Source organism: Rhabdonatronobacter sediminivivens (genome assembly GCF_013415485.1).
Lineage (GTDB): Bacteria > Pseudomonadota > Alphaproteobacteria > Rhodobacterales > Rhodobacteraceae > Rhabdonatronobacter > Rhabdonatronobacter sediminivivens.
This window is the reverse complement of sequence record NZ_JACBXS010000033.1, coordinates 11,913-24,649: the sequence shown is the minus strand read 5'-3', so window position 1 is coordinate 24,649 and position 12,737 is coordinate 11,913. Positions and strand designations below refer to the sequence as shown.

The window sequence follows — 12,737 nt, the reverse complement described above, 5'->3', positions numbered from 1 at the left end:
CCTGCGGTTACCAGATCAGATCGCCTGCAAGGAAGGCGCGGGCCTCGGCGGCCTCGGGGCCTGCGAAGAACTCGGCGGCGGGGCGGTGCTCGATCAGGCGTCCGCGGTGCAGAAACGCCACCTGCGCGGCCAGACGCCGGGCCTGGCCCAGATCATGGGTGGTCATCACAATGGTGATGCCTTCGTCCGAGAATTGCGCGACCATCTCTTCGATGATCCGCGTGGCCGAAGGGTCAAGCGCCGAGGAGGGCTCATCCAGGAACAGCACCTGCGGGCGCATCGCCCAGGCCCGGGCCAGCGCAAGGCGCTGCTGCTCGCCCCCGGACAGCAGGCGCGCAGGGCGCTCGGCCAGATCGTTCAGGCCGAAGCGGTCGAGCGTGCGGGCGACGGTTTCCCGGCGCGCGGCGCGGGGCAGACCCTTCAGCGCCAGCGGATAGTCGAGGTTCGCGGCCACCGAACGGCGCAGCAGCACCGGGCGCTGGAAGACCATTGCCTGTGCCTCGGCGCGCGCTTCGTCGCTGGCCCAGCGGCGGCGGCCTTGCGTGGGGTCGATCAGCCCATGGCACAGGCGCAGAAAGAGGCTCTTGCCCGCGCCATTCGCGCCCATGACGACCAGCCGTTGCCCGGCCTCGATCCGCAGGGTGATGCCGGACAGAAGCGTCTTGCCACCCACGGCATAGCCCATATCCTCCAGCGACAAGGGCAGGATGGGTGGTGCGATATCCCGCGCAATCTTCATCCCAGCCGCCCCCGCGCCCATTGCCCGGCCCCCCAGGCGATGGCGTTCAGCGTCAGGGTCAGCGTCAGCAGGATGATCCCCAGCGCCACCGCCAGCCCAAGCTGCCCGCGCGCGGTTTCCAGCGTAATGGCCGTGGTCATGGTGCGGGTGTGGCCTGCGATGTTGCCGCCGACGATCAGCACCGCGCCGACCTCGGCACTGGCGCGTCCGAAGCCCGCCAGCACGCCGGTCAGCAGCGACACCCGCCCATCCCACAAGAGCGTCGGCACCGCGCGCAACCGTCCCGCGCCCAGCGACAGGAGCTGCTCGCGGTATTCGGCCCAGAGATCCTCGACCACCGAACGGGTCAGCGAGATGACGATGGGCAGGATCAGCAGCGTTTGCGCGATGATCATCGCGGTCGGCGTGAACAGGAGCGCAAGCGAGCCGAAGGGTCCCGAGCGCGACAGCATCAGATAGACGATCAGCCCCGCCACCACCGGCGGCAGGCCCATGAGCGCGTTGAAGACCACGATCACCGCGCCGCGCCCCGGAAACCGCGCCAGCGCCAGCGCCGCCCCCAGCGGCAGGCCGACCGCGCAGGCCATCAGCACGGCGGTCAGCGTGACGCGCAGGCTCAGCCCGATGATCTGCATCAGGGCGGGATCGCCGCTGGCGATCAGGCTGAAGGCAGTTGCGAAGGGGCCGCCCATGGAGAATCCTTACATAAAGCAGTGGAAATGGAGCAGAAAACAAAGTAGAATTCAAACATGTAAGTAATGCATAGGAATGCATGAGAATGCAGAACCCTGAAGCAGATTTGACGTCGAGCCCCGCTGACCCGGCTGTCTCCTCGCCGCTGATGACCACCGGCGAGGTCGCCGATTACCTGCGCGTCAAGGAACGCACGATCTACGAGATGGTCGCCCGCCAGACGATCCCGTTCAGCCGCGCCACCGGCAAGCTGCTGTTCCCGCGCCGGCTGGTGGATGCCTGGCTTGAGGCGCAGACGGAACTGCCCGGAACCGGTATCGCCCCCGCCCCGCCGATCTATGCCGGGTCGAACGATCCGCTGCTGGAATGGGCGCTGCGCCAGTCCGGCAGCGGGCTGGCCGTGCTGGCGCGCGGATCGGGCCAGGGGCTGGAGGATCTGGCCGAGGGGCGCGCGGTGCTGGCCGGGCTGCACCTGCTGGACCCCGACACGGGCGACTGGAACCGCGCCGCCGCCCGCGCGCACCTGCCCGGCAGCAGCCATGTCCTGATCCACTGGGCGCGGCGCACCCAGGGGCTGATCACCGCCCCCGGCAACCCGCTGGGCATCACGGGGCTGAAGGACGCCGCCGCGCGCGGCCTGCGCTTTGCCACGCGCGCAGGCGGTGCGGGCTCCGCCCGGCTGCTGGAGGTGCTGCTGGCGCGCGAGGGCTTGACGCAGGATGACCTCGAAACCCTCGCCCGGCCCGCCGAAACACATGCGGATCTGGCAACCCTCATCGACACCGGCGAGGCAGACCTCGGACTGGGACTGCAGGCCGCTGCGGGGCACTTGGGCTTCATCCCCCTCGTCACCGACGAAAGCTTCGATCTGGCCATGACCAAACGCGACTACTTCACCCAGCCCATCCAGACCCTGCTGGCCTTCGCACGCACCGAAACCTTCTCCAGGCGCGCAAGACACATGCAAGGATACAACACCACGAACACAGGACAGGTATCCTGGACTGGCTAGGGCGCCGCGGCCACGAACAGCCCGGCACCTGATCCCTTTACAAACACCGCCGCAGGTCCCATCTGTCTGCGGTCCCTGCATGAGGCTGCCGTGACATGCGCGCTCTGTCCCTGATCCTGGGGGGTTTGCTGGCCCTGTGCAGTCTGCTGCACGATGAGGCACGCGAACAGCTTGCACATGCCGCATCCGAGCCGCCGCCCGCAGACGCCGCCCCCCTGTGGCTTGAGCCGACCGGGCGCGGCGAGGCGCGCCTGGAACCCGCGCCGCAGACCGGTGCAGATGACCCCGAAACCCGGATGCGGCCCGCCACGCTGACGCTGCGGGCACAGGCCATCGCCCGCGCGCAATGGCAGCATCCCCGGCCGGTGCCGGTCGCCCTGCGCCGCACCCTTCCGATCCGCGCCCCGCCTGTGACGGCCACCAAAGTCTGAAACCGCCTGTCATGCAGGCGCAAACGGCAGAGTATGTCCAGGAGAACGCAGATGGATACGCTGCGCTTATGGCTTGTGGTCGGGTTCTTTGCGGGAACGGCGATCTACACGATACTGGTGATGATCCTTCAACCCATATGATCACGCCCTCGGCACCCGGGGCCCGGGCAGCGGCGAATGCCTTGTCCGGGGTCCGGGTGCAGCCCCGGCCCCGTTTGGCCTGGGCGGTCAGGCACGCCAGTTGGCGGCATCCTCGGGCGGGGCGTCCAGCGCGGTTTCGCAGATTGCCTGCGCCAGGGCGCGGGCCTCCTCCAGCGCCTGCGGGGCGACGATCTGGCGCGTATCGAACCGGGTCAGCAGATGGCGGGTCCGGGCCTCGGGTTCGCCGAAACCGGCGACCAGGCGGAAGGCCGGAATGCCGGCTTCGGCGAAATTGGCGTGATCCGAGTTGCGTTGCAGGGGCCGGTGCAGGCCCAGCGGCAGGCCGACACGGTCCGCGCAGCCCTGCAGCATCGGTTCGATCCCGGCAAAACCGCTGGTCAGGGCCGTCAGCCTGCTGCCACCCGCAACCGAATCCAGATTGACGTTCAGGGCAATGGCGGCGCGGTCCTGAGGGCTGAGCCGGGCGACATAATCCGCCGATCCGGTCAGGGCCCATTCCTCGACATTGAAGAAGGCCAGCCGCAGACCGCGGCGGCGCTCGGCCATCCCGGGGGCCAGCGCGCGCGCCACAGCCAGCGCCACCGCACAGCCCGAAGCATTGTCGATGGCGCTTTCGCCCAGCGCATGTCCGTCCAGATGGGCCGACAGCACCACCCATTCCTTGCGGTCCCCGGGCGATTCCGCGGTGCCGCCGGGCATATCGAAGATCAGGTTGGGGGCCAGCGCGGGGGCTTCCTCGGTCAGCAGCGTCAGCCGGATGGGCACCGGCCCGGCCTGACCGGCCAGAAGCTGCCGCGCGGTTTCGGGGGCAATGCCGATGGCGGGAATGCCCGCCTCGCCGCCCCGCCCCGAAGACCCGGCCACGCTGGACCCTTCGTCCGGCCCCACGATGATGAAAGCCGCCGCCCCATGCGCCAGCGCCCAGCCGTATTTCAGGCGCCGGTGGACCGTGTCGGCGCAGAACATCAGTTCATGCCGGACCATGACCGCACGCCCGGCGATGGCCCCCGCCTGTGCGGCGAAATCCGCAGCCGTGCCCCGGCCCAGGTCGATCAACTCCAGCGCCAGTCCGTCGTCCGGCGTGGGCGCGCTGCGCAACAGGGCGGTGGCGGGCAGAACCTGGCCCGCTGCATCCGTTACCGAGGCCTCGATGGCGCGCCAACCGTCATACGCCGTTTCAAGCACCTGCGGGGCAACCCCCGTCGCCGCGCGGCCCAGCCGGTCCAGCAGCGCCACCGCCGCGCGTTCGGACGCGGTTCCGGACTGGCGCCCGCCACAATCGCAGATGGCAGCAAACTCGGCCCACAAGCGGGTATCAGGCGTGTCGGACATATGGGTCATTTCCTTTCTTTTGCGGCCCAGGGGTCTTCGCTCAGCCGCTGGTCCAGCCGGGTCAGCAGATCCTCGGTCAGCGGCGAGGGGCGACTGTCCGCGCGGCGGAACACGGTGATTTCATAGCGGATGGCGGGGTCGAAGCGACGGACCACCAACCCCAGGCGGCTGAAGCTCCTTGCCGACCAGTAATCGACGATGGAGACCCCGCACCCTGCTGCCACCAGCCCGCAGATTGTGCTGAAATATTCACTTTCGATGACCGGCTCATAGACGGCGCCATGATCGGAAAACACCGCGCGGATCCGGTGCCCGATCAACCGCGATGCCGGCATGGCCACGAACGGCGCGCCTGACAGAAGCTGCGGGGTCAGCACATCATGCGCGGCGGCCGGGTGCCCTTCGGGCAGGATGGCGACGGTGGGCACCTCATAGCGTTTGAGGGTGATGCCCTGCAGGTTCACGGGCCATTCGGTCACGGCAACATCAACGCCGCCGGCCTCGAATATGGCGCGCACGGCTTCCGAGGTCCGGTTGATCATCCGCACCCGGGCACCGGGGTTTGCGGCGCGCAGATCGCCGATCAGTTGCGGCAGCAACGAGATCGAGGCGCTGGGATGACTGGCCACCACCAGCGTTTCCACCGCGCCGGTGCGGATATTGCGCGCCACATCGCTCAGCCGGTCGATGGTGCTGAGTGCGTCCATGACCTCGGCATGGAAGCGGCGGCCGGCATCGCTGGGTTTCAGCCGCCCCCCCACGCGTTCGAACAGGGCGAATCCGACATGCGCCTCCAGCCGCGCGATCTGCGCACTGACGGCGGGCTGGGTGATCCCCATGCGGCGCGCCGTTTCGGTGACGGACTGGGTGTCCATCACGGCGCAGAAGGCTTCGAGCAGTTTTACGTCCATGTGCATAAATTTTGATAGTTGGGAATTTTCTTTGTTTGAATGACGCAGAATCATCTTGCAAGGCAAACTTATCCATACTTATAAAATTATTTTATGAACAGGCAGGAGTCTTTGATGTCCACGGAACTGGCCACCCCAGCAGCAACGAAAACGGCGCTGATTGCCGCCGAAGCGCTGTCGAAAAGCTTTGGTGATGTGCAGGTGCTTTCGGGGATCGACCTGGCGATCCACCCGCAGGAGGTGGTGTGCATGATCGGCCCGTCAGGGTCGGGCAAGACCACCCTGCTGCGCTGCCTTGCGTTGCTGGAAACACCTTCCCTGGGCTGCGTGCGGATGGAAGGCCAGATCATCAGCCAGCCGGATCAGACCCGCGCGGTCAAGAAGGCCGCGCAATCCATGGGCCGCGATATCGGCATGGTGTTCCAGCATTTTAATTTATGGCCGCATATGACGGTGCTTCAGAATATCATCGAAGCGCCGGTCCGGGTCCGCAAGACACCCCGGGCCAAGGCCGTGGCCGAAGCCGAATCCCTGCTGGAAAAGGTGGGGCTGAGCGACAAGCGCGATGTCTATCCCGCGCGGCTTTCGGGCGGGCAGCAGCAGCGCGTGGCCATCGCCCGCGCCCTGGCCATGCGCCCCAAGGTCCTGCTGTTCGACGAGGCGACATCCGCCCTGGACCCCGAGCTGAAGCGCGAGGTGCTGCTGGTCATGCGCGCGCTGGCCGGGGAAGGCATGACCATGGTTGTGGTCACCCATGAAATGGGTTTCGCGCGCAATGTCGGCACGCGGATCGTGTTCATGGATGAGGGAGCGATCGTCGAGGAAGGCGCCCCGCGCGCCTTTTTCGAAACCCCGCAGACGGACCGCGCCAAGCGGTTCCTGCGTCAATTCGAAGACTGACAACATCAGGACAGGGAGTCAGGACCAATGAAGAAACTTCTTACCATCGCCGCCGCCGGGGCGACACTTGCCATCGCCATGCCCGCAGAGCAGGTGCAGGCGCAACAGACCGAATCGCGCCTGTTCGAAATCACCCGAAACGGCGTGCTGCGGGTCTGCCAGTATCCGCTCTACTATTCCATCTCCTTCCGCAATCCCGCCACCGGCGAGATCGAGGGCATCGACGCCGACCTGGCCCAGGAACTGGCCAACGAACTGGGCGCCGAGCTTGAGATCGTCGAATCCAGCTTCGGCACCTTCATTGCCGATCTGCAGTCGGACAAATGCGAAATCGGCATGTTCGGCATCGGCGCCACACTGGCGCGGGCACAGGCGGTCGAATTCTCGCAGCCCTATCTGATCACCAGCATCTATGCCGTCACCCGCGAAGGCGGCGAGATCACCACCTGGTCGGATATCGACCAGCCAGGCCACCGGGTTGCCGTATCGCTGGGCAGCTATATCGAACCCTTCATGGCCGATTACCTGCAAGAGGCCGAACTGGTCGTTATCGCCCCCCCGGCCACGCGTGAGGCCGAACTGGTCGCCAACCGCGTCGATGTGATCATGACCGACTTTCCCACGGCCGTGAAGGTCACCGATGAATTCGACTGGGCCATGACCATCGAACCGGACGAACCCCTGCGCATGACGCCCTATTCCTATGTGGTGCCCCAGGGCGACCAGATCTGGCTGAACTACGTCAACCTGTTCATCGACACGATCAAGCTGGACGGACGGCTGCAGTATTTCGCCGAAAAGAACAGCCTGGGCCCGATCGTCGCGCCCTGACGCTGACCTGCGCGCGCCGCTCTGGTGGCGGCGCGCGCCCCTGACCAGACGTCTCTGACCCAAAGGATGCTCTTATGGGCGGCTACCGCTTTCGCTGGGACGTGATCCCGGCCAATCTGGAATTCCTGTTGTCCGGCCTGCAACAGACCCTCTACATTTCGTCGATCACGCTGGTTCTGGCCATGATCGGCGGCATGATCATCGCGCTGCTGGACATGTCGCGGTTTCTCCCCTTCCGCATGATCGGCGTGGCCTGGGGCGAGCTGATCCGCAACACGCCGATCCTGGTGCAGCTGCTCTGGATCTATTACGTGCTGCCGATGGCGCTGGGCATCAACATCAACGCCTGGACGGCGCTGGTGATCGGGCTGAGCGTCTATTCCTCGGCCTTCATTGCCGAAGCCTATCGCGCCGGGATACAGGCCGTGCCCGTCGGCCACCGCGAAGCCGCGCGCGTCCTGGGCATGTCCAGCACCCAGACGCTGTTCCGGATCGTGCTGCCGCAGGCCGTGCGCATGACCCTGCCCCCGCTGGCCGCGAATTTCGTGCAGCTTATCAAGTTCTCATCCCTTGGCGCGGTGATTTCCGTGGGCGAGATCACCCGGCGGGGCATGGAACTTTCGGCCTCGATCTTCCGCCCGCTTGAGGTCTTCACCTTCATTGCCATCGTCTATTTCGTCATCTGCTGGCCGCTGGCCATGGCGATCCGGGCATGGGAACGGCGCCTGGCGCGGCGCTGACAGAACAGACAGGATACCCGCATGACCACTGCAGACACCGTGCCGCAGACGGAGCTTTTCGTGCCGCCCGCAACCTTCATGGGCGTGCCCCATTCCACCGATGCCAGCGGCGCCGCGGCGGCGATCCTGGGCTGCCCCTTCGATTGCGGAACGCATCCGTTCCGGATCGGATCGCGCCAGGGACCGGCGGCGATCCGCGAACAATCCGGGCTGGTGCGGCGCTACCAGTCCGAACTGGCCGACCGCGATGTGCTGGCCGAGATGGGCGTGATCGACGCGGGCGATGTGCGGCTGGTGCCTTCGCGTGCCGAAGAGGCCTTTCCCCTGATCGAAGAGGCCGCCTGGCGGCTGGTCTCGCACGGGGCCGCGCCCATCGGCTTTGGCGGCGATGGCAGCGTGTCGCTGCCGCTGGTGCGGGCGGCCTCGCGCCGGTATCCGGGGCTGGCGGTGCTGCATGTGGACAGCCACACCGACGCCTATCCGGTGAACGAGGACCACCGCTATGACGCCGCCAGCCAGTTCACCCATGCGGCGCTGGAACAGCGGGTCAGCGCCGGGTCTTCCTGGCATGTGGGGCTGCGCGGCACCACCATGCGCCAAGGGGTCTATGACGCCACCCGCGCGCTGGGCTACAACCTGATGACCATGCGCGAATACACCGCCCAGGGCCGGGCCGAGGCTGTGGCCCGCCTGCGCGAAACCCTGGAGGGGCGGCCGGTCTATCTGTCCTGGGACATGGATGTGTTCGATCCCTCCTGCGCGCCGGGGGTCTGCACGCCCGCATGGGGCGGGTTTTCCGCGCGCGAAGGGCTGGAGCTTCTGCGCGACCTGCGCGGGCTCAACATCGTCGCCGCCGATGTGAACACGGTCAGCCCCCCCCATGACATCGGCGGCATGACCGCCTTCCTGGCCGCCACCGTGACCTTCGAGATCCTGCTGCTGATCGACGCCGCGCGGGGGCAACATGCCGTTTGACGCCGAAACCCTGATCGCACTGGCGCAGGCACGCCACGACAGGCTGGTTGCCATGACGCAGGCCATGGTCCGTATCGACAGCCAGACCCCGCCCAGCGACACCGGCGCCATGGCCCGGCTGACCGCCGACTATCTGCGCGCGATCGAAGGTGTGGATGTGCAGATCGTCGAAAGCGTGGCCCCGGTGTTCAATGTCATTGCCACGCTGGACGGCGGCGCGCCGGGGCCGCGGCTGGTGCTCAGCGGGCATCTGGACACCTATCCCATCGGCGATGCCACGGCCTGGCGCCATGATCCGCTGGGCGGCACGGTGGCGGAGGGGCTGCTTTACGGGCGCGGCTCGGCCGACATGAAGGGGGGTGTGGCGGTGCTTATCGAAGCGCTGCGCATGGCCGCCGAACGGATGCGGCCCTTTGCGGGGTCGGTCGTGCTGGTGCTGGCCGGAGACGAGGAACGCATGGGCGAGCTGGGCACCCAGTGGCTGATCGACCACATGCCGCAGGCTGTGCGCGGGGATGCGGTCATGGTCGCCGATGTGGGCGGGCCGCGCGCCCTGCGGCTGGGCGAAAAGGGCATGATCTGGCTGGACCTCTGGGCCGAGGGTCAGCAGGCCCATGGCGCCCATGTGCAGGCCGGGGTCAACGCGGCCGACCGGCTGATCGACGCCATCACCGCCCTGCGGACGCTGGAACGGATCCAGCCCGAAACGCCCGCCGATGCCGCCGCCGTCATGGCCGAGGCCGCCGCCCTGCCCCATGCCGACCCGCCCGCCGCCCGGGCGGTCATGCAGCGCGTCACCGTCAATCTGGGGCAGATGTCTGCCGGTATCTCGCCCAATCTGGTGCCCGCCCGGGCGCAGGCGGGGCTGGATATCCGCCTGCCCCTGGGCGCAACTGTCGCCCGCACCGAGGAACGGCTTGAGGCCCTCTTGCGGCCGATCCCCGGCCTGGGCTGGACGATCACGCGCCGCTATGAACCGACCTGGACCCCCGCCCACACCCCCATCGCCCGCGCTGCCCTCAAGGGCGCCCGCCAAGCGGCGGACGGCAGCGCCTGGGCGGACATGCGCATCGGCGGCTCGGACGCGCGGCTGTGGCGCCGCGCGGGGATGGATTGCGTGGTCCTGGGCCTCAGCCCGCGCAATCTGGGCGCCCCGGACGAGGCGCTGATGATTGACGAGCTGTCCCCGCTGCTTGCCGCCTATGGCGCCTCCATCCGGAACTACCTGACCGGGGGCTGACACCGGGCCGCAGCCCACGCGCGGGCAAACCACCCTGACGGCGGCAAAACGGGTCCTGTTCCCTGCGAAAACGCGCTACTGTATCGGCAAGGGCCGCCATGGCCGTTGCGGGGGACGCAATTCTTGGACCGACTTGCCTGTGACCGGATGTTCGCCGCCGTGATGGAGGCCGGCAGCTTCACCGCCGCGGCTGCGCGGCTGGGCACGACCTCGGGGCAGGCGTCCAAGCTGGTTTCGCGGCTGGAGGGGGCGCTGGGCGTGCGGCTTCTGAACCGCACCACCCGCGCCCTTGCCCCAACCGAGGCCGGGCAGGCCTATTTCGACCGGCTGCGCCCGCTGCTGGAGGAGTTCGACAACCTGGACGCGGCGGTGCGCGATGTCACGTTGACCCCGCGGGGCCGGTTGCGCCTGTCCGCGCCCGTGACCTTCGGCGGGCTGGAACTGACGCCGATCCTCAATGACTTTGCGCTGAAATGGCCTGAAATCGCGCTGGATGTCAGCTTCTCGGACCGGGCAGTGAACTTGGTGGACGAAGGCTTCGACATGGCAATCCGTGTGGGCCGCCCTGCCGATTCCAGCATGATCGTGCGCCGACTGTGCGATGTCCGGATCATCGTCGTTGCCACGCCGGACTGGCTGGAGCGCAACGGCACCCCCCGGACCCCCCGGGCGCTGTCCGATCTGCCCTGCATCCTCGACACCAATTTCCGCGATCCGGGGCGCTGGCCCTTCCGGGTTGCAAGCCAGCCCGCCGTGGTGCCGGTGCGCGGGCGGCTGCGCTTTTCCAGCGCCATCGCCTGCCTGAGCGCGGCCGAAGCCGGGCTTGGGCTGGCCTGCGTGCCTTCCTTCGTGGCCGCCGAAGCCCTGCGCGCGGGCCGGGTGCTACAGGTGCTGCAGGGGTTCGAACCCGAACCCTTCGCCATCCATGCGCTTTATCCCCACAGCCGCCACCTGGCCGCCAAGGTGCGCCTGCTGGTCGATTTCCTGGCCGAACGCTACCGTGGCACCCCGCCCTGGGACAAGGGTTGGTAGCGGGGGTTGGTAGCGGGGGTTGGTAGCGGAGGTCTGGCAAGCACAGGGTATCGGGGCCGGGCTGGCCTGATTTCTTCCATTTCGGATGCAATCATCTGCCAACCAGGCGGATTATCATTTTCACGGCACGGGTGCATATCGGCTGCATCGCAACACACCCGATACCACTGCATCCAACGGAGTTCTAAAGATGACCTATACCACCGCCGACCGTCCCGGCCTGCTGGCCGGTGTCAGCAATGCCGATCTGGCCGCCACGCTGCTGCGCGTGACCATGGGCGTTTTCTTCCTTGCCCATGTCTGGATGAAACTCGTGCTCTTCACCCCTGCGGGCACCGTGGCCTTTTTCGAAAGCATCGGCTTTCCGGGGTTCCTTGCCTATGTGGTGATCGTCGCCGAAGGGCTGGGCGGGATCGCCCTGATCCTGGGCCTGTGGTCGCGCTGGGTGTCGCTGGCACTGCTGCCGATCCTGCTGGGCTCGATCTATCCGCACTGGGCGGCGGGCTTCTTCTTCTCGAACCCCGGCGGCGGCTGGGAATTCCCCGCCTTCTGGTCGGTGGCGCTGATCGTGCAGGCGCTGCTGGGCAACGGCGCCGTTGCCCTGGGCCGTGACCGCTAAGCCCAACGCGGCCGGCGCCCCCCGGGGCGCCGACCACCACCCACACGCAGCGGCGCGTCCGGTCGATGCGGGAACGCCACGGACATCTGCCAGCCCGTCACGCCCCCGGCACGGCGGCGGCTCCTGTCAGCCCCATACGCGCAGGCAGGCCCGACCGGGCGATCAAGGCCTCAACCCGCGCGGGCCAGTCATGGCCGTCGCCCCGGGGCGCATCGGCCTCTTGCGCCACCCAGTCCGCGGCAAGCGCGGCCAGCAACTCAGGGTCGGCGGCCACATGTTCGACCACCACCCAGCGATTCCATTCATAGGCCAGCGACCAGTCCGCCCAATCCAGCCGCGCCTCGGGCAGGCGGTAGTGAAAGGCCGGACGCCCCCCTTTGAGATGACCCTCGGGGATGCCCGCAAGCGCCCCGGGGCAGAGATGTTCCAGCGCGGGCAGCAGGTCCAGCCCGAAATGGCGTGAGGGGGCATGCTCCACCATGGCGCGGGCCAGATCGGACGGGGTCCAACCCCCTGCCCCCGCCAGATGCGCGACAAGCGCGGGCGGAAAGGGGGCCACAAAGGGCAGCACGCGGCGCGCCGGGTCCAGCGGATCGGCCGCGCGCAGCCAGTCCTCGCACAGGGCAAAGGCGCGCGCGGCGGCAACAAGTGCTGCGCCATCATCGTCAGGCAGTTCGATGTTGAAATGGATGCCGAAGCCATAGGCCAGCTTCGCCTTCGTGCCCAGCGCCCCCGCCGCCACCAGTTGCCGCATCAGATCGGCCATCCGCGGCAGATCGCCCTGCGGCAGGGGTTCGGTGATCACCTCGACCGGGATCAGATCCCCCAGCAGATGCGCGGCCAGATCCTCGGCCCATTGCCGCTTCAGCGCAATATCCAGTTCCACGCGGATATCGCCCAGCGCGCTGCCCCGCACCTGGATCTCGCGCCCATCCTGCGCCGAAAGCTGGCCACCGCACACCCGCGCGATGACCCGGGCGGCCTGCGCCACGTCCAGCCCGGCGAATTCGACCTCGACCCCCACGCGCCGCCCGGCGCCGGGTGCCGTGCCGTGATCGGGCAGGGGCAGGAAACGGTCATGGGGCAGGCAGGCGTGCAGATCAGGCATTCACGGTGCCCC

The 12,737-nt window shown here is 67.8% G+C and carries 14 protein-coding genes; 9 read left to right on the top strand and 5 right to left on the bottom strand.

Features of this window, described 5'->3' with window-relative positions; translation table 11 throughout:
- Positions 1-7: 7 nt before the first annotated feature.
- Together HUK65_RS14130 and HUK65_RS14125 are read right to left on the bottom strand one after the other, a co-directional pair.
- A complete protein-coding gene (locus tag HUK65_RS14130) occupies positions 8-739 on the bottom strand; it encodes an ABC transporter ATP-binding protein (RefSeq protein ID WP_179906921.1) in 732 nt (243 codons plus the stop codon).
- The gene (locus HUK65_RS14125) at positions 736-1,431 is read right to left on the bottom strand and encodes an ABC transporter permease (protein ID WP_179906920.1); all 696 of its coding nucleotides are present in this window, start codon (positions 1,429-1,431) and stop codon (positions 736-738) included. The genes HUK65_RS14130 and HUK65_RS14125 overlap by 4 nt, the downstream gene beginning before the upstream one ends.
- Positions 1,432-1,538: 107 nt before the next feature.
- Between HUK65_RS14125 and HUK65_RS14120 the strand changes: the two genes are divergently transcribed.
- Positions 1,539-2,444, top strand: a complete 906-nt coding sequence (locus tag HUK65_RS14120; RefSeq protein ID WP_179906919.1) for a helix-turn-helix transcriptional regulator — start codon at positions 1,539-1,541, stop codon at positions 2,442-2,444.
- A 95-nt stretch (positions 2,445-2,539) separates the two neighbouring features.
- Positions 2,540-2,875 (top strand): hypothetical protein, encoded by a 336-nt coding sequence (locus tag HUK65_RS14115; RefSeq protein WP_179906918.1) that lies wholly within the window; start codon positions 2,540-2,542, stop codon positions 2,873-2,875.
- A 228-nt stretch (positions 2,876-3,103) separates the two neighbouring features.
- Here HUK65_RS14115 and HUK65_RS14110 read toward each other — a convergent pair whose 3' ends face one another.
- Positions 3,104-4,378, bottom strand: a complete 1,275-nt coding sequence (locus HUK65_RS14110; RefSeq protein ID WP_179906917.1) for a M28 family peptidase — start codon at positions 4,376-4,378, stop codon at positions 3,104-3,106.
- Entirely contained in the window at positions 4,375-5,280 is a 906-nt protein-coding gene (locus tag HUK65_RS14105; protein ID WP_179906916.1) for a LysR family transcriptional regulator, read from the bottom strand. The genes HUK65_RS14110 and HUK65_RS14105 overlap by 4 nt, the downstream gene beginning before the upstream one ends.
- 114 nt (positions 5,281-5,394) lie before the next feature.
- Here HUK65_RS14105 and HUK65_RS14100 point away from each other — a divergent pair, with 114 nt between their 5' ends.
- The 7 genes from HUK65_RS14100 (at position 5,395) to HUK65_RS14070 (ending at position 11,617) form a co-directional block, all read left to right on the top strand.
- Positions 5,395-6,180, top strand: a complete 786-nt coding sequence (locus HUK65_RS14100; protein ID WP_235442161.1) for an amino acid ABC transporter ATP-binding protein — start codon at positions 5,395-5,397, stop codon at positions 6,178-6,180.
- A gap of 27 nt (positions 6,181-6,207) precedes the next feature.
- The gene (locus HUK65_RS14095) at positions 6,208-7,011 is read left to right on the top strand and encodes an ABC transporter substrate-binding protein (RefSeq protein ID WP_179906915.1); all 804 of its coding nucleotides are present in this window, start codon (positions 6,208-6,210) and stop codon (positions 7,009-7,011) included.
- Between the two features lie 74 nt (positions 7,012-7,085).
- Positions 7,086-7,751 carry an amino acid ABC transporter permease gene (locus tag HUK65_RS14090; protein WP_179906914.1) on the top strand — a complete coding sequence of 222 codons (666 nt, stop codon included), beginning with the start codon at positions 7,086-7,088 and terminating at the stop codon, positions 7,749-7,751.
- A 21-nt stretch (positions 7,752-7,772) separates the two neighbouring features.
- Positions 7,773-8,726: an arginase family protein gene (locus tag HUK65_RS14085; RefSeq protein ID WP_179906913.1), complete on the top strand. Its 954-nt coding sequence runs from the start codon at positions 7,773-7,775 to the stop codon at positions 8,724-8,726.
- Positions 8,716-9,966 carry a M20 family metallopeptidase gene (locus HUK65_RS14080; RefSeq protein WP_179906912.1) on the top strand — a complete coding sequence of 417 codons (1,251 nt, stop codon included), beginning with the start codon at positions 8,716-8,718 and terminating at the stop codon, positions 9,964-9,966. The genes HUK65_RS14085 and HUK65_RS14080 overlap by 11 nt, the downstream gene beginning before the upstream one ends.
- Before the next feature lie 123 nt (positions 9,967-10,089).
- Complete coding sequence (locus HUK65_RS14075) at positions 10,090-10,998, top strand: LysR family transcriptional regulator (RefSeq protein WP_179906911.1); 909 nt, start codon at positions 10,090-10,092, stop codon at positions 10,996-10,998.
- Between the two features lie 190 nt (positions 10,999-11,188).
- Positions 11,189-11,617, top strand: a complete 429-nt coding sequence (locus HUK65_RS14070; protein WP_179906910.1) for a DoxX family protein — start codon at positions 11,189-11,191, stop codon at positions 11,615-11,617.
- A 97-nt stretch (positions 11,618-11,714) separates the two neighbouring features.
- Here HUK65_RS14070 and HUK65_RS14065 read toward each other — a convergent pair whose 3' ends face one another.
- Positions 11,715-12,725, bottom strand: coding sequence for an amidoligase family protein (locus tag HUK65_RS14065; RefSeq protein WP_179906909.1), 1,011 nt, complete (start codon positions 12,723-12,725; stop codon positions 11,715-11,717).
- Between the last annotated feature and the right edge of the window lie 12 nt (positions 12,726-12,737).

Bases quoted from the DNA above. Each gene is read 5' to 3' on its own strand.
- HUK65_RS14130 (WP_179906921.1), bottom strand. From the start codon at position 739: ATGAAGATTGCGCGGGATATCGCACCACCCATCCTGCCCTTGTCGCTG.
- HUK65_RS14125 (WP_179906920.1), bottom strand. From the start codon at position 1,431: ATGGGCGGCCCCTTCGCAACTGCCTTCAGCCTGATCGCCAGCGGCGAT.
- HUK65_RS14115 (WP_179906918.1), top strand. From the start codon at position 2,540: ATGCGCGCTCTGTCCCTGATCCTGGGGGGTTTGCTGGCCCTGTGCAGT.
- HUK65_RS14110 (WP_179906917.1), bottom strand. From the start codon at position 4,378: ATGACCCATATGTCCGACACGCCTGATACCCGCTTGTGGGCCGAGTTT.
- HUK65_RS14105 (WP_179906916.1), bottom strand. From the start codon at position 5,280: ATGGACGTAAAACTGCTCGAAGCCTTCTGCGCCGTGATGGACACCCAG.
- HUK65_RS14100 (WP_235442161.1), top strand. From the start codon at position 5,395: ATGTCCACGGAACTGGCCACCCCAGCAGCAACGAAAACGGCGCTGATT.
- HUK65_RS14095 (WP_179906915.1), top strand. From the start codon at position 6,208: ATGAAGAAACTTCTTACCATCGCCGCCGCCGGGGCGACACTTGCCATC.
- HUK65_RS14090 (WP_179906914.1), top strand. From the start codon at position 7,086: ATGGGCGGCTACCGCTTTCGCTGGGACGTGATCCCGGCCAATCTGGAA.
- HUK65_RS14085 (WP_179906913.1), top strand. From the start codon at position 7,773: ATGACCACTGCAGACACCGTGCCGCAGACGGAGCTTTTCGTGCCGCCC.
- HUK65_RS14080 (WP_179906912.1), top strand. From the start codon at position 8,716: ATGCCGTTTGACGCCGAAACCCTGATCGCACTGGCGCAGGCACGCCAC.
- HUK65_RS14070 (WP_179906910.1), top strand. From the start codon at position 11,189: ATGACCTATACCACCGCCGACCGTCCCGGCCTGCTGGCCGGTGTCAGC.
- HUK65_RS14065 (WP_179906909.1), bottom strand. From the start codon at position 12,725: ATGCCTGATCTGCACGCCTGCCTGCCCCATGACCGTTTCCTGCCCCTG.